This is a genomic window from Sinorhizobium americanum (assembly GCF_001651855.1).
Taxonomy (GTDB): Bacteria; Pseudomonadota; Alphaproteobacteria; order Rhizobiales; family Rhizobiaceae; genus Sinorhizobium; species Sinorhizobium americanum.
Window position 1 is genome coordinate 1 of record NZ_LNQC01000078.1, and the last position, 17,990, is coordinate 17,990.

General features: G+C 60.7%; 20 protein-coding genes and 1 pseudogene. 18 read left to right on the forward strand and 3 right to left on the reverse strand.

The features are described 5' to 3' along the window. A partial coding sequence (locus ATC00_RS33785; RefSeq protein WP_234782431.1) for an IS91 family transposase occupies positions 1–682 on the forward strand: 682 nt, incomplete at both ends. A gap of 268 nt (positions 683–950) precedes the next feature. On the opposite strand, the pseudogene ATC00_RS34205 reads toward ATC00_RS33785, so the two are convergent. Beyond that, positions 951–1,243, reverse strand: a pseudogene (locus ATC00_RS34205) (IS5/IS1182 family transposase); the annotation flags it as partial. Between the two features lie 154 nt (positions 1,244–1,397). Between ATC00_RS34205 and ATC00_RS27110 the strand changes: the two are divergent. The 16 genes from ATC00_RS27110 (at position 1,398) to ATC00_RS27185 (ending at position 15,918) form a co-directional block, all read left to right on the forward strand. Beyond that, the gene (locus ATC00_RS27110) at positions 1,398–2,276 is read left to right on the forward strand and encodes an aldose epimerase family protein (protein ID WP_153045292.1); all 879 of its coding nucleotides are present in this window, start codon (positions 1,398–1,400) and stop codon (positions 2,274–2,276) included. A gap of 107 nt (positions 2,277–2,383) precedes the next feature. Continuing rightward, on the forward strand, positions 2,384–4,033 hold the full coding sequence (locus ATC00_RS27115) for an IclR family transcriptional regulator domain-containing protein (RefSeq protein WP_064255126.1): 1,650 nt from the start codon (positions 2,384–2,386) through the stop codon (positions 4,031–4,033). 8 nt (positions 4,034–4,041) lie between these two features. Further along, the gene (locus ATC00_RS27120) at positions 4,042–5,154 is read left to right on the forward strand and encodes a mandelate racemase/muconate lactonizing enzyme family protein (protein WP_064255127.1); all 1,113 of its coding nucleotides are present in this window, start codon (positions 4,042–4,044) and stop codon (positions 5,152–5,154) included. A 180-nt stretch (positions 5,155–5,334) separates the two neighbouring features. Further along, the gene (locus ATC00_RS27125) at positions 5,335–6,360 is read left to right on the forward strand and encodes an NAD-dependent epimerase/dehydratase family protein (protein WP_064255128.1); all 1,026 of its coding nucleotides are present in this window, start codon (positions 5,335–5,337) and stop codon (positions 6,358–6,360) included. A 33-nt stretch (positions 6,361–6,393) separates the two neighbouring features. Next, the gene (locus ATC00_RS27130; protein WP_064255129.1) at positions 6,394–7,125 is read left to right on the forward strand and encodes an RraA family protein; all 732 of its coding nucleotides are present in this window, start codon (positions 6,394–6,396) and stop codon (positions 7,123–7,125) included. Between the two features lie 3 nt (positions 7,126–7,128). Continuing rightward, positions 7,129–7,602 carry a nuclear transport factor 2 family protein gene (locus ATC00_RS27135; protein ID WP_064255130.1) on the forward strand — a complete coding sequence of 158 codons (474 nt, stop codon included), beginning with the start codon at positions 7,129–7,131 and terminating at the stop codon, positions 7,600–7,602. A 10-nt stretch (positions 7,603–7,612) separates the two neighbouring features. Then, the gene (locus ATC00_RS27140; protein WP_064255131.1) at positions 7,613–7,903 is read left to right on the forward strand and encodes a YciI family protein; all 291 of its coding nucleotides are present in this window, start codon (positions 7,613–7,615) and stop codon (positions 7,901–7,903) included. Positions 7,904–7,910: 7 nt separating this feature from the next. Beyond that, positions 7,911–9,344, forward strand: a complete 1,434-nt coding sequence (locus tag ATC00_RS27145) for an aldehyde dehydrogenase family protein (protein ID WP_064255132.1) — start codon at positions 7,911–7,913, stop codon at positions 9,342–9,344. A 16-nt stretch (positions 9,345–9,360) separates the two neighbouring features. Then, the gene (locus tag ATC00_RS27150; RefSeq protein WP_064255133.1) at positions 9,361–10,167 is read left to right on the forward strand and encodes a shikimate dehydrogenase family protein; all 807 of its coding nucleotides are present in this window, start codon (positions 9,361–9,363) and stop codon (positions 10,165–10,167) included. Between the two features lie 131 nt (positions 10,168–10,298). Next, entirely contained in the window at positions 10,299–11,105 is an 807-nt protein-coding gene (locus ATC00_RS27155) for a transporter substrate-binding domain-containing protein (protein ID WP_064255134.1), read from the forward strand. Beyond that, a complete protein-coding gene (locus tag ATC00_RS27160) occupies positions 11,095–12,174 on the forward strand; it encodes an Ldh family oxidoreductase (protein WP_064255135.1) in 1,080 nt (359 codons plus the stop codon). Before ATC00_RS27155 ends, ATC00_RS27160 begins: the two co-directional genes overlap by 11 nt. Positions 12,175–12,201: 27 nt before the next feature. Continuing rightward, positions 12,202–12,999, forward strand: coding sequence for a transporter substrate-binding domain-containing protein (locus ATC00_RS27165; protein ID WP_064255136.1), 798 nt, complete (start codon positions 12,202–12,204; stop codon positions 12,997–12,999). 30 nt (positions 13,000–13,029) lie between these two features. Continuing rightward, positions 13,030–13,713 carry an amino acid ABC transporter permease gene (locus ATC00_RS27170; RefSeq protein WP_064255137.1) on the forward strand — a complete coding sequence of 228 codons (684 nt, stop codon included), beginning with the start codon at positions 13,030–13,032 and terminating at the stop codon, positions 13,711–13,713. A gap of 16 nt (positions 13,714–13,729) precedes the next feature. Beyond that, positions 13,730–14,377 (forward strand): amino acid ABC transporter permease, encoded by a 648-nt coding sequence (locus tag ATC00_RS27175; protein WP_064255138.1) that lies wholly within the window; start codon positions 13,730–13,732, stop codon positions 14,375–14,377. After that, the gene (locus tag ATC00_RS27180; protein WP_064255139.1) at positions 14,361–15,095 is read left to right on the forward strand and encodes an amino acid ABC transporter ATP-binding protein; all 735 of its coding nucleotides are present in this window, start codon (positions 14,361–14,363) and stop codon (positions 15,093–15,095) included. The genes ATC00_RS27175 and ATC00_RS27180 overlap by 17 nt, the downstream gene beginning before the upstream one ends. A 25-nt stretch (positions 15,096–15,120) precedes the next feature. Further along, positions 15,121–15,918, forward strand: coding sequence for a transporter substrate-binding domain-containing protein (locus ATC00_RS27185; RefSeq protein ID WP_064255140.1), 798 nt, complete (start codon positions 15,121–15,123; stop codon positions 15,916–15,918). Between the two features lie 164 nt (positions 15,919–16,082). Here the strand turns inward: ATC00_RS27185 and ATC00_RS27190 are convergent, their stop codons facing one another. Further along, positions 16,083–17,006, reverse strand: a complete 924-nt coding sequence (locus ATC00_RS27190) for a LysR family transcriptional regulator (RefSeq protein ID WP_064255141.1) — start codon at positions 17,004–17,006, stop codon at positions 16,083–16,085. Between the two features lie 127 nt (positions 17,007–17,133). Between ATC00_RS27190 and ATC00_RS27195 the strand changes: the two genes are divergently transcribed. Then, positions 17,134–17,652 (forward strand): ester cyclase, encoded by a 519-nt coding sequence (locus ATC00_RS27195; RefSeq protein WP_234782432.1) that lies wholly within the window; start codon positions 17,134–17,136, stop codon positions 17,650–17,652. A 19-nt stretch (positions 17,653–17,671) separates the two neighbouring features. Here the strand turns inward: ATC00_RS27195 and ATC00_RS34165 are convergent, their stop codons facing one another. After that, on the reverse strand, positions 17,672–17,977 hold the full coding sequence (locus ATC00_RS34165; protein WP_161951948.1) for a TetR/AcrR family transcriptional regulator C-terminal domain-containing protein: 306 nt from the start codon (positions 17,975–17,977) through the stop codon (positions 17,672–17,674). Between the last annotated feature and the right edge of the window lie 13 nt (positions 17,978–17,990).

Sequence of the window (17,990 nt, forward strand, 5' to 3'; positions counted from 1 at the left end):
CTGGCTGGCCCCGTTGCGCAAATCCGAATGGGTCGTCTATGCCAAGCCGCCGTTCGGCGGCCCCGACGCGGTCTTGGCTTACCTCAGCCGCTACACCCACCGCGTCGCCATCTCCAACAGCCGCTTGATCAGCGCCGATGCCGAAACGGTCGCCTTCCGCTGGAAGGACTACCGGATCAAGACCGGCGACCGACACAAGGTCATGCGGCTGGCCACCGACGAGTTCATTCGCCGCTTCCTGCTCCATGTGCTGCCCGACGGTTTCCACCGCATCCGCCATTACGGCCTGCTCGCCAGTGCGTGCAAGACCAAGGTCGCAAAGATCCGCGCTCTGCTTGGAGCGGAAACGGCCAAACAAGATGGTCCGCCAAGCGCTGAGGCGATTCCGCTCACTCTGAGAGAGCCATGCCCCGACTGCGGTGGCCCGATGCGCATCATCGACGGGCGCCACCGCGAAAGCAGGCCGCATGACAAGACGCCCGTCACATTGGCCAAACCTGCCGACCCGAAAACACCCTGCATTCCGGGATGGGATCGCTTTGCGCTCAATAACACTGAGCACCGCAAAACCGTCAAACTCGACAGCGACGAGACCGTCAAACCTGCTTCCGATCAACGCATCCCACACCTTCAGGTCGGCGCTTTGGCTTCTGTCGTCAGCGCTCAAGTCCACAACAGACGCNTTCAGGTCGGCGCTTTGGCTTCTGTCGTCAGCGCTCAAGTCCACAACAGACGCCCGCGGCCCCGCGCTTTCCCCATAGGTCCCACCCAGCCTCCGCGGCTTCCTCCTTCCAAGGTTTGTCGACGCGGGCCGCCCAACGCCAGCGGCAAACGTCGCGCTGCGGCCCGCATCGAAAAACCTTCAGGAATGCAGAAGTTAGACACTAACGAGCGAGTCGGCCGCTATTCGGGACCTTTCTGTCATTCGTGCCGGTCAGGTCGATACGAATTTTAGCCGCCGTCTTTTTGCTTACGTTGAAGCTCGCGAGGGTTTTGCGAGCAACTGCATTCGGGCAGCAACGCTGCTTCAGGTCGCACGCATCACAATTTTCTTGCTGGCCCGGTAAAGCCGGGTGCCTTCACTGGTGATACCTGATCGGGGTCTCGCGTAGGTGCGGCGGAACTGCTCCTTGCCTGCCGGACAGATGTAGCGATCGTCCTCGCCGTCGCATTCGAAGTCTGCACGCGAGAATGTCCCGTCCGTCCGGTCGGACTAGACAGGAATGTGCGGGTGAACTTCGCGGTTCGTCAGACGGCGGGATGTCTCACCAGTTGGGCATGAGATCCTACACCGACAATTCCAGCGTTGCCAATACCCGCCGGTTCCATCCAAACTCCGAATACTAGAGGAGGCGGTCCTTCACGACGGCCGCCAGGCAAATCGAGAAGAAGCCGTGGTGAACCTATTGTCAGATACGTCAAGTTACGCGATCGCTTCGGAATACCTGCTCGCACGTTTTTGCCCCGGAATGGGCGGCAGGCTTCTGGAGTTTCGCCGGAAGGGCGGACCCCACATAGCCATCCCTACCGAAGCTCACAGCTTCGAGTCGACGAACTGGCCCCGCGCCGGCGCCTATCCGCTGGTGCCCTATCACAACCGGCTGGCCGATGCGACGATCGTGGCCGGCGGTGAAAGCGTCCACCTTCGCAGCCATCCGGCGGCCGTGCCGCACACGCTCCATGGACCGGGACATACTCGTCCGTGGACCGTAGGCACGCATGACGCCAACCGCTTCACCATGTCGCTCGGTTATGCGGCCGATGATGACTGGCCATGGGATTTTCGGGCGGAACAGCACTTCGAGCTCAGCGAGACGAATCTTCGCCTCACCATGTCCGTGGAAAATTGCTCGGGCCGGCCAATGCCCGCCGGTATGGGTTGGCATCCCTATTTTGCGTCACGTGAAGCCGTCGTTTCCGACGCGGGTTACTTGTGGCCGCACCGTTCGGACTATCTACCGGACGCTACTCGCGTCGCGGTCGCCGAGGAGGATGGTGTCGTTCGTATGGCCACGGCTTATCTCGAGGGCTGGACCAAAGCGAAAGTTGCGCTACCCCACGGCTTTTCCGCGACGATGAAGGCGTCGTCTCCGTTCGGATTCCTCGTCGTGCATCGCGGCGACCCCGCCCATATCTGCGTCGAGCCGGTGACACATGTTGCCAATGCCTGGAACCTTTCCCTGCCGTCCTCGCAGACGGGTGCCGTTCTTCTGCAGCCAGGAGAGGCCCTGAAGGGGAGCATTGAAATTCTGATTTCCGGATCATCCTACGGCTGATTTGCTTCCTCTATTGTGTTCGTCTCAGGATGTGGGCACATGACGGCTTTTCGCCGAACGCGATATGGATCGTCTCATTGTTTAAGCCTAGAAGCGGAGGCATGCCCATGAACGACACGCAATGGTCGATTGATCTGATCACGCCCAAGAGTGTGGCCGGCACGGCCCTTCTGGGCAAGGCGTGCGACATTATCGAGATCATTGGAAAATCGCCGGGACTTGTCGGGCAGGCCGCGCTTTCGGAAAGAACGGGGATACCGCGCGCCACGCTCTATCGCATCCTCGCGGCACTCATTGGGCGCGGACTGGTCCGGCCGGACCCGGTGACGCAGAACTACACGCTCGGCTTCAATTTTCTGGAGCTCGCCCAAAACGCGTGGTCTTCGTCCGATCTTGCGTCCATCGCATCCGTGGAATTGCGGCGCCTTCGCGACCTGACCGGCGAGACATCCTATCTGGCGGTCCAGGAAGGCAGCCACGTCTTGGCGCTCGGGCGTTTCGAGAGCGCTCACGACAAGCGTTCGAACGCAAGGCTCGGCGTGTTGAAGCCCATGCATTGCACCAGTCAGGGAAAGTCGATCCTTGCTCACCTGAGCGAGGCGCAGCTCGACGCGGTGCTGTCCGGAGAGTTGCAATCGTTCACGCCCAACACGATCTGCGATGTCGAGCAGTTGAGGTCACATTTGGCCATCGTTCGCGCGCGCGGTTATGCCATCGATGACGAGGAGATCGTACTCGGCACCCGCTGCGTCGGAGCAGCCATTCTTGATGACGGCGGACGGCCGCTGGCGGCAATCAGCGTGGCAGGACCGACCTTTCGCATGCCGCCGGAACGAGCCGAGCAACTGGGAAAGGAAATTGCCGAGGTCGCGAGGCGTATCTCGAGTCAACTCACCCCGACGCTGAAGGCTGCAGCGTATCACTCGAGTGGCTTCCGGGTCTGGACGAACCGTGCCGCCTATATGGGAGGCGCGCCGCGCTGGGACTCTCGACGCAACGCGTTGGTATGGGCGGACCTTCTGGCACCGGCCGTGCGGATAGACGGCGGGGAAGAAAGCGATTCTATTTCGCTGCATGAGTTGTCGCAGAGCATCGGTTCGCTCGTCCCGTCAGAGAACGGATTTGTCGTCTCGACGGGGGGCGAGGTGGTCCTTTGCGGTGCAGAAGGCATTCAGAACAGAGTTGACGGCGCCGGCGCTTCGGTCATCCGGGCTCTGCGTACGGATGCGTCCGGCATCATCTGGGTCGCTGCATTCGATGTCGACGCCAATGTCACGCGCATCGGTACGTGGAGCGTCGGCGCCGGATTCGAGCCCACTCTGGATCTGGCCGGCGATGTGGCCGACATCGCCGTCGCGGGCGATCTCGGACTCTATGTGGCGCAACCGGCCCGGCAGAGCGTTCTGCTTGTCGAACGCGCCACGCGGCGCAAGCGAAAATTCGCCGACATTCCGAAGGTCGCTGGGTCGCCCTGCGCTCTTGCAGTGGATGAAAATCTCAACGCCTGGGTCGGTCTCTCCGATGGCTGGAGTGTCGTGAAGCTTGACGAAAACGGCGAGATCCAGCGCACCATCGCCCTTCCCATTCCCAATCCGACCGGCATTGCCTTCGGCGGAGATGACCTTTCAGACCTCTTCGTGACCAGTGCCCGCACCGGCCTCAGCCGTGAAAGCCTGACAAACGCACCACTTTCCGGCCAGTTGCTCTCCGTCAGCGTGGGCGAGCGGGGGCTGCCGGAGGCGATCGGCAAACCATGAGAGAAATTATGCCTGAAACAGCGCAGCGCCCTGTGCCAAAAATCGTTTCGCTCCGTACCTTTCCGTTGCGTATTCCGTTCGTGGATGGCGGAGCCGGCACCGGCGGCACGCCGAGCCGCTGGCACGAGCTCGATATGGTGCTGGTGCGGGTGGAGGACCAGGAAGGTCACGTGGGGTGGGGCGAAGCTTTCGCCTATTTCTGCCTCGAACCGGTGTGGGCAGCCGTCGAGCGGATGATTGCCCCCTTCGTCGTTGGTCATCGGATCGATGACATAGCGGCGTGGAACACGGGTATCCAGAAAAAACTTCATCTCTTCGGCCGTTACGGCATCACCCTATTCGCGCTTTCGGGCGTCGACATCGCACTGTGGGATCTGCAGGCGAAGCGGCAAGGTGTGCCGCTGTGGCGTCTGTTGGGGGCGAAGAGCAATGTCGAACGCCCCGCCTATGCGAGCCTGGTGCGGTATGGGGACGCGGGTCTCGTCGCCCATCGTTGCCAAAAGGCGCTCGATCTCGGCTATCGCCATGTGAAGCTGCACGAGATCGATCCGGCCATCATCGCTCGGGCGCGGCAGGTCCTCGGTCCGGACGTGCCGCTGATGGTCGACGCCAACTGCGCTTGGTCGGCGGAGGAGGCGAGGGCGCTGCGGTCGGTGTTCCGGGAAAACGATGTACTTTGGGTGGAAGAGCCCGTCTTCCCGCCGGACGACTATCGTACCATGGCCGCGCTCGAGGCGGAGGGAATTGCGGTCGGAACGGGTGAGAATGCCTCGACCGCCTTCGATTTCGCCCGCATCATAGCGGCTGTAACCTATCCCCAGCCGAGCATGACCAAGGCCGGCGGCGTTTCGGAATTCGTGCGCATCCTCGAAGCCTGCGGGCAGGCACAAAAGACGCCGATGCCGCACACGCCGTATTTCGGGCCAGGATATTTTGCGACGCTGGCGCTCCTGCCACTGATGCCGGCCGAGACGCTGGTCGAATATCTCTTCGTCGAACCGGAAGCCTGGGTTGCAGCGACGCCCCGGCCGTTCGCCGGCCGACTGAGCTCCACCGCCGAACCCGGTATCGGCTTCACGCCCGACCTCGATGTCATCGAACGCCATGCCGTGCGAGCCTGATCTCAACATGTGAGACGGTGGGGCGAAAGGCTCTCGATCGACACTTTTGCGGCGTGCAAAAACGGCTAGATTGAAATGGCTGTCGGCGAGGAGATCGCCAGCCGCGTACTGAAGGAAAGCAGGCCCCGTGCGGCGACACCGTGTCGTTGCGGTCCGCGGGTATGCTGTGAGGATAGAAACATGGAAATTTTCGTATCCGGCGCCACCGGGAGGGTTGGTGGCGTGCTGACGGCTGCCTTGATGAAGCGCGGTCACAATGTGAGAACCATCGTCATTCCAGGCGATCCGAACCGCGCCGCCACCGAAGCGGCGGGCATTACGTGCCATACCGGCAGCCTCGCCAGCTTTGAGGATGTGGCGAAGGCGATGGAGGGCGTCGAGGCCGTTTTCCACATGGCCGCCGTCATCTCGTTCCAGCCGGCCGCCCGCGAACTGTTGTGGGACGTGAACGTTGTCGGCACCTACAACGTGCTGCGCGCCGCCGCGTCAGAAGCGCAGAAGCGTCGCATTCGCATGGTCTTCGCCTCGAGCGACCAAGTCTATCCGACTCGCTTTGCCCGCTTCCGGCCCACCGACGAGAACCATCCGAAGGAACCCTATACCTTCTACGGCATGACCAAGCTCCTCGGCGAGGACATGGTGAAGTTCTATAATCGGTCGGAAAAGCAACTCGACGTCAGCACGGCCGTGTTTTCGCACACGGAGGCGGCGCACGAAATCATCGATCCAAATGGCGAGTATGCCGGTCCGGCCTTCTACGTGAACAGCCGCGTCGCCAGTCTCAAGGCGAGCAGCACCCACCATGCGGGCGCCACCTCCAATTCGGAACTCGATCAGATCCTATCGATCCTCGAGCCGCTGGTTGCCGACGACGAGCCTCTGCTCCTGCCGCGCGATGCGCAGGGCAATCCCCATACGCAGGAGCTTGTCGACGTACGCGACATCGTCGACGGCCTTCTCCTGATCTTCGACAAGCCGGAGGCCATCGGTGAAACCTTTAATCTGGCGCCAGTCTCGCCGGTCAGCCTCGGCGAGTTCATCCCCTATCTGGCGCAGAAGACCGGCCGGCGCGTGGTCGAGGCGACGATCCCCGTTGATCTCGGGCGTACGCATGGCAGCAGCGTCAAGGCGCGCGCCATGCTCGGTTTCCAGCCGAAATATTCGATGTTCGACATGGTGGACGAGGCGGTTGCCGCCCGGCCCTGACCCCGAATTCCGATTTATTTCAGGAGACGCCCGATGGCTGAAATTACCCAGGAAACGCTGGACAAGCTGAAAGTTTGTTCAACGGCCACGCTGACGACCCAACTTTTCAAGCGCAACTTTCGCCAACAGTTCCTCGTCGGCCTCAGGCCGCTCAATCCGAATGCTGGCTCGTTTGCGGGCGAAGCGTTCACGCTTCGCTTCATTCCCTCCCGCGAGGACAAGGACTGGGATCTTGCCGATCTCAAGAAGCGAGGCGAGGACAACATGCAGTGGGAGGCGGTCGAGGCGATCGGCGCGGGCCAGGTGCTGATGATAGACAGTCGCAACGACCCGCGTGCCGCATCAGCCGGCAACATGCTGATGACGCGCATGATGCGCAAGGGCGTTGCCGCCGCCGTGACCGATGGCGCCTTCCGTGACGGCACTGAAATCTCCCGGATGCCGTTCCCGGCCTATTGCTCGGCCAACACCGCCTCCACCCGTCCCGCCTACCACCGCGCCGTCGACATGCAGCTTCCCGTCGGCTGCGCAGGCGTTGCCGTCTATCCCGGCGATATTGTCGTCGGTGACAGCGACGGGGTCGTGGTCGTGCCGCGCGCCATCGCGACGGATCTCGCCAACGATTCCTATGAGCAGGAGCAGCGCGAGAAATTCCTGTTCACGAAGATCGACGCTGGCGCTCCTCTCTGGGGCACCTATCCACCCGACGAGGAAACCCTGAAGGAATACGCCGAGTGGCGTGCCCGTAACCAGGCGGCGGAATAAGCGATGAGAGACTCGACACCTGCAGAGAAGGCCGAGGCGCTTATCCGGCGATACTTCGCCGCATGCAATGACGGCGATCATGCGGCGCTCGTCGACTGCTTCACGAAAGATGCGGTCCATTATTTCCCACCGGGGCTCCCCGGTGCGCCGTGGCGCGGCGCAAGCGCCATAGCGGATGGCTGGGTCTGGTGCGTCAAGACGCTCGGCTCGCGCTGGACGATCGAGAAAGTATTGGCAGCCGCCGACGGGCGCGAAGCTGTCATCGAATGGACGCACTGGAAGACGGCGATCGGCGAGGTGTTGCGCGGCGACGAGTGGTACATCTTCAACGATGACATCACCAAAATCCACGAGATCCGCGCCTATTACGCATCGCCGGTCGACAAGGCTGAGCCCGTAAACAAGCTTCACGATTTTGATTACGAGGCGAGGGGATATGCGTTGCGGCCCCCGTCTCCGGCGCCAAGGAATTTGTAGGAGAGACGCGATGCAGTTCACCATTATCGCCCGCGACGACACGGCTGCCGGTACGCTCGACAGACGGCTGGCGGCCCGCGACAAGCACATGGAACGTATCCACGCCATGAAGGCGGAAGGAAGCGTCATCGATGGCGGTGCGCTGCTCGACGGAGCCGGCAACATGATCGGCTCGGTCGTGCTGTGCGAGTTTCCCGATCGTGCTGCCCTCGACCACTACATCAAAAGCGAAATCTACTACACGGACGGCGTATGGAAGGACATCGAAGTCCTGCCCTTTCGTCGCGTGCAGTGGCGATGAGGCCGTCATGACCGTGCACCAGAACCTCATTGCCGGCGAATGGGTCGGCTCCGACGCTTCCCCGAACATCAATCCGTCTGACACGAATGATGTCGTCGGGCATTACGCGCAGGCCAGTGCCGAGGATGCCAAGCAGGCGATTGCCGCAGCCAAAGCCGCTTTCCCGGCCTGGTCGCGTTCGGGCATACTGGAGCGCCATGCGATCCTGAAGAACACCTCCGACGAAATCCTCGCCCGCAGGGAAGAACTCGGCACCCTGCTTGCCCGAGAAGAGGGCAAGACGCTTCCGGAAGCGACAGGAGAAGTCATCCGCGCCGCACAGATCTTCGACTTCTTCGCCGGCGAGACGCTACGCCTGACAGGTGAGGTCGTCCCGTCCGCACGACCGAATATCGGCGTCGACATCACCCGCGAGCCGCTCGGGGTTATCGGCATCATCACGCCCTGGAACTTCCCGATCGCCATTCCTGCCTGGAAGATCGCGCCGGCGCTTTGCTACGGAAACACGGTGGTGTTCAAGCCTGCGGACCTCGTGCCGGGCTGCGCCTGGGCGATTGCCGACATTCTACACCGCGCTGGGCTGCCGAAGGGTGTGTTGAACCTCGTCATGGGTCGGGGCTCGGTCGTGGGGCAAGCCATGCTCGACAGTGCCGATCTCGCTGGCATCACCTTTACCGGCTCCACCGACACCGGCAAGCGCGTGGCGCTCGCCTCCATCGAGCATAACCGCAGGTTCCAGCTCGAAATGGGCGGCAAAAATCCGATGGTCGTACTCGACGATGCCGATCTCGCCGTCGCGGTGGAGGCGGCCGCCAATTCCGGCTTCTTCTCGACCGGCCAGCGCTGCACCGCGTCCTCGCGCCTGATCGTCACCGAAGGCATCCACGACAGGTTCGTCACGGCGCTGACCGAACGGTTGAAAACGCTCAACGTCGACAACGCGCTCAAGGCCGGCACACATATCGGCCCGGTGGTGGACGACAAGCAGCTTCGGCAGGACATGGACTACATCGACATCGGCAAATCCGAGGGCGCGAGGCTTGCGTTCGGCGGTGCGTGCCTGGAGCGCGAAACGCCCGGTTTCTACCTTGAGCCGGCGCTCTTCACCGAGGCGAAAAACGACATGCGCATCTCGCGCGAGGAAATCTTCGGGCCGGTCGCAGCAGTGATCCGCGTGAAGGACTACGAAGAGGCGCTTGCCGTTGCCAACGATACGCCCTTCGGCCTGTCAGCAGGCATCGCCACAACCAGCCTGAAACACGCGACGCACTTCAAGCGCAACTCGGAAGCCGGAATGGTGATGGTCAACCTGCCAACCGCGGGCGTCGACTTTCATGTGCCGTTCGGCGGCCGAAAGGCATCGTCCTTCGGATCGCGCGAACAGGGCAGGTATGCCGCCGAATTTTTCACCACGGTGAAGACCGCTTACACGCTGGCCTGAAAAGAGAAAAAGCTCCATGACGCAACCAAGCATAACCGGAAAGACACGGGTCCATTTTCTCATTGGTTCGCCGATCGCTCAGGTTCTGGCGCCGGGTTGGCTGACGGAGCGCATGCGCAATGCCGACTACGACGGGATGCTCGTTCCTCTCCAGATCGAAAAGGGCAATCTCGAGAGTGCGTTGCCGGTGCTAAAGGCAATGCCGAATGTGGACAGCATCCTGATCACCCTGCCGCACAAATTCGGTGCGGCTGCGTTTTGCGACCGCCTCTCTGAGCGGGCAAGGGTGCTTGGCGCCATCAATGCGATGCGGTGCGAGCCTGACGGCGCATGGTTCGGCGACAATTTCGACGGCGCCGGGTTGACGGCCGGCATCTTGAAGACCGGCCGTCCAATCGCCGGCAAGAAAGTGTTCATGGTCGGCGCCGGCGGCGCCGGCTCTTCGATCGCCGTGTCGATGCTGGAGGAAGGGGCGAGTCATCTCACCTTCCATGATATAAATAAGACGAACGAGCAGGCGTTGCGCGACAAACTGGACGCGGCTTATCCCGGTCGTGTATCCGTCGGCACGCACATTCCCGCGGGCTTCGAGATCGTCGTCAATGCGACGTCGGCCGGGCTGCGAGATAGCGATCCCTTGCCGATCGAGCCCAGTGAATTGACACCCGCCATGGTCGTGGCGGATGTCATCACCGATCCCGTCCCCACACGTCTACTGGCCGCCGCAGGCGACATCGGGTGCATCACCCGTGACGGTACACACATGCTCGATGGACAGATCGGTCTCCTGTTCGACTTCATGGTTGCCCATTCGAAGCGCTGACGGAAGGGACGTCGAAGCATACCAAGTCTCAAATTGTGAGACGGTCGCCGTGAGTAAATAGGAAAAGAGGTTCAGGGCCACAGGCGTATCGTTTATGGTCTCAATGCGTGGGATATTCTTGGGAGGAGCCAATGAAAAGTCTGCAAGTCTTCACAATGGTAGCCGCTACTGCTTTGATCGCGGCCGGTCCATTCGTCATTTCTCCTGCGATGGCGGACGGGTTGGAAGATATTATTTCGAAGAACAAGATTCGCGTGTCGATCGATCCCGCGGCACCACCCTATTCAGTTATGGACGAAAGCGGCAAGTACACGGGATCGGAGGTCGAGGTCGCCAAGAAGCTCGCCTCCGACTGGAAGCTGGAACTCGAGCTCGTCCCGACTTCACCCGCCAACCGAATTCCCTATCTGGTTTCGGGACGGTCGGACATAGTCATCTCGACACTGTCGATTACCGATGAGCGTAGAAAGGTCATCGACTTCTCGAAGCCTTACAGCGCCATTCAGATCGTGGTCGGCGCGCCCCAGGACGAGAGTGTCGCCAAGCTCGACGACCTCGTCGGTAAGCGCGTCGCCGTCACCCGCGGCAGCACGAACGATACGGAGATAACCAAAGCCGCACTGCCCGGAACAGATATCGTCCGCTTCGAGGACGATGCGACCTCCATCACGGCCCTTATCAGTGGCCAGGCCTCCTATTACGTAACGGCGCCGGCACTGCTGACCACCGTCAATGCCAAGAATCCGAGCGCCAAGCTTGAACCTAAAATCGTCCTTAAGACCAACGTCACCGGCATCGGGGTCAAGAAGGGTGAGGCCGCGCTTCAGAAGAAGCTCGACAAATGGGTCAGCGACAGCCTTGCTGACGGCAGCCTGAATGCCATCTACAAGACCGCCTTCGGTAATGACCTGCCGGCCGAGGTCACCGATGCCAAGTGAGCTTGGCACGACGGCGCCGGCGAGCGACCGCTATGACGTCGAGGCCGTTCGTGGCCTCGTCGCGCGGCTGTTCGTGGATGGCGGCATGGCGGACGAAATGGCAGGTGACGTCACCGAGTGCCTGCTCATGGCCGATATGATGGGTCATTCGACCCACGGCCTGGCCATTGCCCCGTGGTATCTTGAAGAAATCCGCCGCGGCGGCATGAACCTTAAGGGCAGCTACGAGGTACGGTCTGATCGCGGCGCCTGCGTTGCCTGGAACGGAAGGCGCCTGCCCGGCGCCTGGCTCATCAATCGGGCGATCGATCTGGCGATGGAGCGGATCGCGGATCACGGCGTGGTGACGTTGACGATTGCAGGCGGCCATCATACCGGTGCGCTCGCCACCTATCTGCCGCGGCTCACCGAGCGTGGCCTGATGGTGCAGCTTGCTTGTTCCGGGCCGGCTTCGGGCGGAGTGGCGCCGTTCGGCGGCACGCGCGGCATCTTCACGCCCAATCCGTTGTCCGCCGGCATTCCTAGCCGCCAGGATCCGATCCTCCTAGACATCAGTTGTTCGATCACCACCATTAAACGGTCTGTGCAACTCGCCGAAGCCGGCCGTCGTTATCCCGGCGCCTGGGCCCTCGACGCAGAAGGGAACCCTTCCGACGATCCGCGGGTGCTGATGAGCGGTAATGGTTCGCTAATGCCCGTTGGCGGACTGGATCACGGGCACAAAGGCTATGCCTTGGCGCTTCTTGTCGAGGCGCTGACGCAGGGCCTCAGCGGCGTCGGCCGTAGGGATGGACTGACCGGCATCGCCATGAACACGTTCCTGCAGGTGATCGACCCTGGCGCATTCGGCGGCACCGACGCCTTTCTCGATGAGACGACATGGCTCATCGGCGCCTGCCACGCCAATCCGCCGCGCTCCGGCTTGGACGCGGTGCGGGTGCCGGGAGATCGGGCGCGGGCACGCGTGGCCGAGGCCCTCAAGACCGGCGTTCTACTCGATCCCTTCATCGTCGCGGCGCTCGAGCCCCATGTGCATCGCATTGGCGAAACATTTCCGCCATCCATCTGAAACTTTCACTTCAATTGGGAGGATTGAATGAAGAACCTGACAAGACTCGTTACCGCTCTGGCGATCTCGCTTGCAACGACGGCACATGCCTCGGCGCAGGACACACTGGAGAAGATCCGTGCGGCCGGCGTCATCCGCATCGCGATTGATCTCAGCGTGCCGCCGTGGTCCTACAAGGACGACAATCTCACCCCCACTGGGTCGGAAGTTGAAGCCGCGAAGCTTCTGGCGTCCGATCTCGGCGTCAAGATGGAGATCGTCACCACCAACGGTGCCAATCGCATTCCCAACCTGATGCAGAACCGTGCCGACATTATCATGTCCGCCCTGTCGATCACGGACGAGCGGAAGAAAACCATCGCATTCTCGTTGCCTTATTCCGGCAACACGACATCGGTTTTTGCGCCGAAGAGGGTGGAGATCAAATCCTTTGACGACCTGTCGGGGAAGCGCATTGCGGTGACGCGTGGAACGACCAATGACGGCGACATCACCAAGATGGCGCCGTCCGATGCGGAGATCGTCCGCTTCGAGGATGAGGCGACGACCATGACGGCAGTCGTTTCGAACCAGCTCGACATCGTAGCCATCGCGCAATCCCTGGTCGACCTGATCAATCAGAAGAATCCCGGCAACGACCTGGAGCCGAAGCTGACGCTGCGCACGGCAACAATGGGGGTGGGCATGCGCAAGGACGACGTCGAGCTGAAGAAGTGGATCGACGAGTGGGTCAAAACCAACCTCGCCAACGGCAAGTTGCCGGCGATTTATAAGCAGTTCCAGAAGACGGACATTCCTCCGCAGGTCATGGCGGAAGCCAAGTAATACGGACGGCGTGAGGCAAAGGGATCGACCATGACCTATGAATTCGACTTTGCGGCGGTGCTGGAATACTGGCCGCTGCTTGTGCAAGGTACGTGGACCACGTTGCGCCTCACGTTCTTCTGTACCATTTTCGGCATCCTGATCGGGGCCTTCTGTGCGGTCGTGCGCACGGGCGGCCCCGGCTGGGCGCGTCACCTGGTCGGGCTGTATGTGGAGTTCATCCGAAACACGCCGCTCCTGATCCAGTCCTATTTTCTCATTTTCGGTATCGCCAGCATGGGCGTGCGGCTGCCGATCCTCGTTGGTGCGACCATAGCACTGACGATCAATATCGGCGCCTACACCACGGAAATCGTCCGGGCCGGAATCGAATCCATTCATCGCGGCCAGCTCGAAGCGGCGGAATGTCTGGGGCTCAGCCGCGTCCAGACCTACCTGCACGTCGTCATCCGCCCCGCGCTCGAACGGGTCTATCCGGCGCTTGCGAGCCAGTACGTGCTGCTGATGCTCGCCTCCAGCATCCTGTCATCGGTCGGCGTGGAAGAACTCTTCGGCATGGCCAACCGCATTCAGAGCGACACGTTCCGCAACTTCGAGGTCTTCGTCGTGCTTGGCGTTCTCTACCTGATCCTCGCGGTCATTGTCCGCGCGGGCTTCGCGCTGCTCGGCCTCGCCCTCTTTCCCCGCCGGCGCAAGCTCGGAACGCCTTTGTGATCCCGGAGCCTCCCAAATGAACATGACTTTCATCATCTCTCTTCTGGAAGGGCTCTGGGGTACGGTCGTGCTCAGCGTGCTCACTTTCATCTTTGGCGGTCTGGCCGGTTTCCTGATAGCTCTGGCTCGCATTTCGCCGGTGGCCGCTCTGTCCAAGGGAACGGCCGTCTACATAGAAATCATGCAGGGGCTGCCGCTGCTGGTGCTGATGGGCCTTTGCTTTTACGGTCCCGGCATCTTCGGCTACGACTCGCTTACGCCGCTGCAGGCTGCCACCTTTGCCTTGACACTCTACAGCAGTGCCTATCTCGGCGAGATCTGGCGCGGCTGCCTCCAGTCAGTCGCAAGGCCACAGTGGGAGGCGGCGGAATGCCTTGGGCTCAGCCGCTGGCAGCGGATGAAAACCGTCATCCTGCCTCAGGCGCTGCGCATCGCCACGCCGCCGACGGTCGGGTTCATGGTGCAGATCGTCAAGAACACCTCGGTTGCGTCGCTGGTCGTCGGTTATGCCGAACTGTCCTACAACGCAAAGATCATCAACAACTCGACGTTTCAGCCCTTTCTCTACTTCGGGATCGCGGCGCTGATGTATTTCGCCATCTGCTATCCCCTTTCGGTTCAGAGCAGGGCGCTGGAAAGGAAGCTCAATGTCGCCAATCGTTGAACTCAAAGATGTCCGCAAGAGCTTTGGCGCTCTGGAAATTCTCAAGGGCGTGACCTTCGGGGTCAACAAAGGGGAGGTCGCGGCGATCATCGGACAGAGCGGGTCGGGCAAGAGCACGGCGCTGCGCTGCATGGACCGTCTCGAAACCATCCAGGGCGGGTCCATGGTCATCTGCGGCCACCGGCTGCAAGACTCCAACATCGACCTGAAGGCATTGCGACGCGACGTGGGGATCGTGTTCCAGAGCTACAACCTGTTCCCGCATCTGACCGTTGCCGAAAACGTCATGCTGGCGCCGCGGCTCGTCAAGGGAATCGCACGCGCTGAAGCGCGCACTATTGCAGAGGCGGTGATAGCAAAGGTCGGGTTGCGCGAGAAGATGGACTTCTATCCGGAGCAGCTTTCGGGCGGACAGCAGCAGCGCGTGGCGATCGCCCGCTCGCTGGCGATGGAACCCAAGCTGATGCTGTTTGACGAGGTGACGTCCGCGCTCGATCCGCAGCTCACCGGCGAGGTGCTGCGCGTCATGGAGCAGCTTGCCGCCGATGGCATGACGATGATCCTCGTCACGCACGAGATGGGATTTGCGCGCAAGGTGGCCGACAAGGTCATCTACATGAAGGATGGCAAGGTGCATGAGATGGGCTCTTCCGACATCCTGCGCAGCCCATCGACGCCGGAACTGGCCGACTTCATTTCAGAAGCGGCAGAACACTGAAAATTCCAGACCAAGGGAGGAAAACATGAAACGTAGAACATTGCTGCTAGCCGGACTTGGCGTATGCCTGCTCGGCTCGATGCCCGCCGCTGCGCAGGACGGGCTCGCCGCGATCAAGGCGGCAGGAAAAATCCGGGTGGCACTCGAGTTCGGCCGCCCCCCGTGGGGTTTCAAGGACGACGCCCTGAAGCCGACCGGTTCCGATTATGAAACCGCCGCCCTTCTGGCAAAGGATCTCGGGGTGGCGCTTGAGATTGTCGAGGTCACCGGCCCGAACCGCGTGCCGTTTCTCGTGAGCAATCGCGCCGATGTCGTGATCTCGACTTTTTCTATCACACCGGAGCGGCAGAAGGTCATCGATTTCTCGGTGCCCTATGCGAGCGCAGTGCAATTCGTCGCCGCACCTAAGAGTGTCCAACTCAACGGACAAGACGACCTCGCGGGCAAGCGCGTCGGAGTGACGCGCGGCACGACGGGTGACACGGTATTGTCGAAACTTGCTATTCCGGGGATCGAGATCGTCCGTTTCGACGACGAGTCCACCAACATGACGGCGTTTGCCAGCGGACAAGTTGATATCGTCGTGCAGGAGCCGGCGGTCATCACCCGCGTGGCGGCGCAGAACCCCGCAAAGGAAATCGAGCAGAAGTTTGTCATCGCAGAATTCGACGTCGGCATCGGCCTGCGCAAGGATGACGATGCCTTGAAGGCCTATCTCGACAACTGGGTGCGGACCAACTTGCAGAACGGGGAACTCAACAGGATCTATGAGAAGTTCCAGCGCGCTCCGCTTTCGGAAAAGATCCTATCTGCGGGAGAATGACCGTAAACTTCGGTCGCCTTCCAATCTGAATATCTCAAACATGCACCGATCGCGCTCTCAAAGACCATTTTTGAGGGGGTGCGCCCGGTGACGGCAAGGAGCTCAGCGGTAAAATACGCGGCAAAGTGCGGATGGCTCGTCTTCCGCTGAAGACCACTCAGGTCTTATCCAATCAGGTTCGAGGGCCCCATCATAACAGAGCGGTCTCGACGCATAATTTCGATGATGAAGTCGATAGCGGCGCGAATGCGAGGAACGCGCTGCAGATCCTGATGCACCACAAGCCACCAGTCGCGCACGAGATTGACTTCGGCAGCTAAGAGCCGAACCAACTTGCTATTCCCATGTGTCATGAAGTGCGGGAGCATCACCAGCCCGGCACCGGCTTCTGCCGCCGCTAGTTGCGCTGTCAAACTTGTGAATGAGAGCGTGGTCCGAGGTCGTTCGGTGACATCTGGCAGCCAACGTACATGAGGGACCGAAATCAGCTCATCGACATATGTAACAAATTCAAACCGCTCAAGGTCCTTGCGTGTATCGGGGAACCCAGCTCGAGCAACATAGGATGGAGCGCCGTAAAGGCCAACTCCGAACTCGCCGGCGCGACGTACCATCAGACGACCGTGCTGGGGGCGGACCATGTTTATTGAGAGATCTGCCTCCCTTTCCGAGAGGTTCAGGATTGTTTGAGAGGCGACCAGTTCTACGCGGAGCTTAGGGTATTTCGCCGTGAATTCACCGAGTCTCGGTGCAAGAAAAAAACTCGCGAATCCTTCCATAGTGGAGATACGAACTACCCCAACCACGTCTCGTGCCGCGTCAGTCGCATTCTGGGATATCTCATGGCTCAACTCGGCCATCTTCAGCGTGATACCGCGAATACGTTCGCCTTCCGGGGTAAGTTGACGCGTCCGACCTGATCCAAAAAACAATGGCAGGCCTATCGAGGCTTGGAGGACAGCCAGTCGGCGCCGAACAGTCGTCGCGTCCACCCCCAGTCGATCCGCTGCTGCTGCGTTGCCGTGCTCGGCGACGAGCAAGAAAGTGCGCAAGTTGGTCCAGTCTACCTCCGAAAGGGCCGGCTTCACCTCTCGCACCTCCTCCGAAGATTAGCGGGCGAAAATGCATTCCTAACCGAGCATTCTTGCCAGTTAACAAGCGAATTTACATCGCTTAGCGTAGAGGACAAGAAAAATTGGGCAGCCGGAGAATGGTATGAACACACACACCGAGCACCCTGAACCTGCGATGGCGATCGATCGAGCCCAACTTAGCCCGCAGAAGGAAGTCGTCCGAAAATTTTATCAGGACATGTGGGATCGCGCCGATGTGTCTTTGATTCCTGAGATTTTTCACAAAGATTTCACGTTCAGAGGATCTCTCGGCCCGGTTTTGGTGGGGCATTCTCAGTTCAGCGAGTACGTCCGCTGGGTGACGGAGTCGCTCGAAGACTATACCTCAGACATACTCGGGATGGTTGAAGAAGGAAACCAAGTCTCCGGAAAGCTCCGTTTCCATGGCTTTCATCGCAAGCCGCTTTTCGGCCGAGCCCCGACGGGACGGCATGTATGGTGGTATGGCGCGCCTATTTTCACATTCGACGGACCCAAGGTCCGTGACCTGTGGGTGCTCGGAGATATTCATGGACTCATTAGTCGGATGAATGACGGCCAAACTGAAGAGGCCGACTTCTCCGCCAATGCCTCAACACTGTCGATTGGCACGAACGCTTGATCTCGTGCCAATGATCTACTTAGGTCGAACTCCGGTTCGGCTCCGAACTGAAGGGGTGTGACAATCTGGCGTCAAGGAGCCCGGTCAAATGCGCTGCTGCGACACGGGGATCAACTGGGCGAATGATCTTTCGCTCCCTTAGGCCGGTCATGTACGTCGTCAGTCCCTTCCAGCCGGTCCTTGGACCCCGTTCATACAGTTCCGGCCCGAGCTTGGAGTTGGTCGCCTCCGCGACGGCGGTGCGGGCGATCGCCAGAACGTCCGTCGATGTTGCGAGGCGCAGGTAGCCTTCCCCAAAGCTTCGATTTTCCTGAACATCGAGAATACCTGCTCCAAAG

What these genes read in the sequence shown, in the direction of transcription:
- ATC00_RS27115 (WP_064255126.1), top strand. Translation starts at nt 2,384, where the DNA reads ATGAACGACACGCAATGGTCGATTGATCTGATCACGCCCAAGAGTGTG.
- ATC00_RS27120 (WP_064255127.1), top strand. Translation starts at nt 4,042, where the DNA reads ATGCCTGAAACAGCGCAGCGCCCTGTGCCAAAAATCGTTTCGCTCCGT.
- ATC00_RS27125 (WP_064255128.1), top strand. Translation starts at nt 5,335, where the DNA reads ATGGAAATTTTCGTATCCGGCGCCACCGGGAGGGTTGGTGGCGTGCTG.
- ATC00_RS27130 (WP_064255129.1), top strand. Translation starts at nt 6,394, where the DNA reads ATGGCTGAAATTACCCAGGAAACGCTGGACAAGCTGAAAGTTTGTTCA.
- ATC00_RS27135 (WP_064255130.1), top strand. Translation starts at nt 7,129, where the DNA reads ATGAGAGACTCGACACCTGCAGAGAAGGCCGAGGCGCTTATCCGGCGA.
- ATC00_RS27140 (WP_064255131.1), top strand. Translation starts at nt 7,613, where the DNA reads ATGCAGTTCACCATTATCGCCCGCGACGACACGGCTGCCGGTACGCTC.
- ATC00_RS27145 (WP_064255132.1), top strand. Translation starts at nt 7,911, where the DNA reads ATGACCGTGCACCAGAACCTCATTGCCGGCGAATGGGTCGGCTCCGAC.
- ATC00_RS27150 (WP_064255133.1), top strand. Translation starts at nt 9,361, where the DNA reads ATGACGCAACCAAGCATAACCGGAAAGACACGGGTCCATTTTCTCATT.
- ATC00_RS27155 (WP_064255134.1), top strand. Translation starts at nt 10,299, where the DNA reads ATGAAAAGTCTGCAAGTCTTCACAATGGTAGCCGCTACTGCTTTGATC.
- ATC00_RS27160 (WP_064255135.1), top strand. Translation starts at nt 11,095, where the DNA reads ATGCCAAGTGAGCTTGGCACGACGGCGCCGGCGAGCGACCGCTATGAC.
- ATC00_RS27165 (WP_064255136.1), top strand. Translation starts at nt 12,202, where the DNA reads ATGAAGAACCTGACAAGACTCGTTACCGCTCTGGCGATCTCGCTTGCA.
- ATC00_RS27170 (WP_064255137.1), top strand. Translation starts at nt 13,030, where the DNA reads ATGACCTATGAATTCGACTTTGCGGCGGTGCTGGAATACTGGCCGCTG.
- ATC00_RS27175 (WP_064255138.1), top strand. Translation starts at nt 13,730, where the DNA reads ATGAACATGACTTTCATCATCTCTCTTCTGGAAGGGCTCTGGGGTACG.
- ATC00_RS27180 (WP_064255139.1), top strand. Translation starts at nt 14,361, where the DNA reads ATGTCGCCAATCGTTGAACTCAAAGATGTCCGCAAGAGCTTTGGCGCT.
- ATC00_RS27185 (WP_064255140.1), top strand. Translation starts at nt 15,121, where the DNA reads ATGAAACGTAGAACATTGCTGCTAGCCGGACTTGGCGTATGCCTGCTC.
- ATC00_RS27195 (WP_234782432.1), top strand. Translation starts at nt 17,134, where the DNA reads ATGAACACACACACCGAGCACCCTGAACCTGCGATGGCGATCGATCGA.